This is a genomic window from Gracilibacillus lacisalsi DSM 19029 (genome assembly GCF_000377765.1).
Classification (GTDB): Bacteria; Bacillota; Bacilli; order Bacillales; family Amphibacillaceae; genus Gracilibacillus; species Gracilibacillus lacisalsi.
Genome location: NZ_KB898701.1, coordinates 1 through 1,773 on the forward strand (window position 1 = coordinate 1; position 1,773 = coordinate 1,773).

At 36.9% G+C, this 1,773-nt stretch carries 6 protein-coding genes; all 6 read left to right on the top strand.

Annotated elements, in window-relative coordinates; translation table 11 throughout:
- The first annotated feature begins 63 nt into the window (after positions 1–63).
- The 6 genes from D569_RS24705 to D569_RS0122150 are packed head-to-tail and all read left to right on the top strand — an operon-like array spanning position 64 to position 1,738.
- Entirely contained in the window at positions 64–225 is a 162-nt protein-coding gene (locus tag D569_RS24705; RefSeq protein ID WP_018934609.1) for a hypothetical protein, read from the top strand.
- Positions 226–236: 11 nt separating this feature from the next.
- Positions 237–383, top strand: coding sequence for a hypothetical protein (locus D569_RS24545; protein ID WP_018934610.1), 147 nt, complete (start codon positions 237–239; stop codon positions 381–383).
- Between the two features lie 16 nt (positions 384–399).
- Positions 400–690: a hypothetical protein gene (locus D569_RS0122135; RefSeq protein WP_018934611.1), complete on the top strand. Its 291-nt coding sequence runs from the start codon at positions 400–402 to the stop codon at positions 688–690.
- 5 nt (positions 691–695) lie between these two features.
- On the top strand, positions 696–1,112 hold the full coding sequence (locus tag D569_RS0122140) for a hypothetical protein (protein WP_018934612.1): 417 nt from the start codon (positions 696–698) through the stop codon (positions 1,110–1,112).
- A gap of 17 nt (positions 1,113–1,129) precedes the next feature.
- Positions 1,130–1,402 carry a hypothetical protein gene (locus D569_RS23355; RefSeq protein ID WP_018934613.1) on the top strand — a complete coding sequence of 91 codons (273 nt, stop codon included), beginning with the start codon at positions 1,130–1,132 and terminating at the stop codon, positions 1,400–1,402.
- A gap of 24 nt (positions 1,403–1,426) precedes the next feature.
- Positions 1,427–1,738 carry a MazG-like family protein gene (locus tag D569_RS0122150; RefSeq protein WP_018934614.1) on the top strand — a complete coding sequence of 104 codons (312 nt, stop codon included), beginning with the start codon at positions 1,427–1,429 and terminating at the stop codon, positions 1,736–1,738.
- The last annotated feature ends 35 nt before the right edge of the window (positions 1,739–1,773 follow it).

The window sequence follows — 1,773 nt, forward strand, 5'->3', positions numbered from 1 at the left end:
CTTCAGAATCATGAAGTGAAAGCCAGGCTGAGAGATGGATGGCAAGTACAGTGAGGTGATCTTATGCGAAAGTTAAACAAACGTTTATATAAACGTTATTTAAAGATTGCTAAAGAAAACGGTATTCCAGCAAGGACTTATTACGACAGAATGCAATATAGAGGTTGGAATTATGAAGATGCTGCTAAACTTCCGCCTGGTAGTAGGAAGCCGAAGTATGAATAAGGAGTGATTATATGTTGGATTTATTTAGTTGGCATGGATTAATAATGTTCGGAATGTTCGGTATAGTGATTGGTTTGCATCTAGGTGCGTTTATTATGACTTGTAAAATAAACAAATCTTTAAAAGAACAAGGATCAGATATACAGTTTAAGTATTAATTATAGGAGTGATCATTTGGTAGCTTCATCACATTTAAGAGGTCATCCGATCGAATGGAACGGCAAAGAATGGGTCTATTGTGACACTAAAGAATCAACTGTAAAAACACATACAGAAAGACCATGCGGACATTGTGGAATGCACGCCACACCAGAAGGACATGACGCATGTTTAGGAACTTTACCAGGTGTCATGAATGCTTGTTGTGGTCATGGTCAAAGGAAAGAAGCTTATGTGCAGTTTGAAGATGGTTCGGTTTTACGCGGTTCAAGAGCAGTTGGAGTTTTTAAAATGTTGAAGGAGTGATCAGATTGTACGATCAGGAACGGTTGGAAGAGATAAAGAAACACTGGTGCGATTATACGTTAAAGGGTATGGATATCGATTGGCTTATACAACAAGCAGAAGAAAAGCAGGAGTTAGAAATGCTAAGAAAACAGGACGCTAAAGATTATGCACAGTTACACTATTTTCTTAATGGCAGAACTAACAGGCTTGGTGAAAGTGTTGTAAATATTATTATTGATCTCGTTAAAGATTTAGAACAACAAAACAAACGGTATGAGGAAGGTTTATACGCATTACATCATATGGCCACAGAAAGCGAAGCAGATTTTATGATTGATATTACCACGGATTTATTACAAGGATTTGAAATCGTGGATCACTACAAAGAAGATGCCGAAAAAGGCAAGGAGTTAATCAATGAATTATTACAAAACAAATAAGAGAGGGGGAAATAAAAATGACGCATTATTTTTACGAAACATACGATCCATATTATGCAATTATCAGAGCAGAAGATGAAGAACAAGCTAAAGGATTTTATGAAGAAGTGGTGGCAGATGTAGATGATGAAGAATCTTTTTATGCAACTTTAGAAGTGAAATCGGAAGAATATGTAAGAGGAAAAATGATAGGTATAAACGACTTAGAAGGACGGTTAATGACACCAGGGGAGAAAGAAGAACTAATAGGAGTAAACGGAATAATCGTAATGGATGCAAGTTTAGTTTAAAACAAATAAGAGAAGTTGGAGGATATGAACTTAAACGAAACAACAGATCAAATAAAACAATGGGCAATCGATCGTAATTTGCATGAAGCAGATCCGAACAAGCAAGTGCTTAAATTGGGTGAGGAATTCGGGGAGCTGTGTTCGGCGATGGCAAGGGGCGATGAATGGAAAATTTATGATTCTATTGGCGACATGCACGTAGTATTAACCATACTATCCATGCAGTTAGGCATAAGTATTGAAGGTTGTGCAGAACAAGCCTATGAAGAAATCAAAGACCGTAAAGGCGAAATGCGTGATGGTGTGTTCGTGAAAGAAGAAGATCTACATGATTAATCCATACAACTTCCAACTACAATGGAAAATAGACA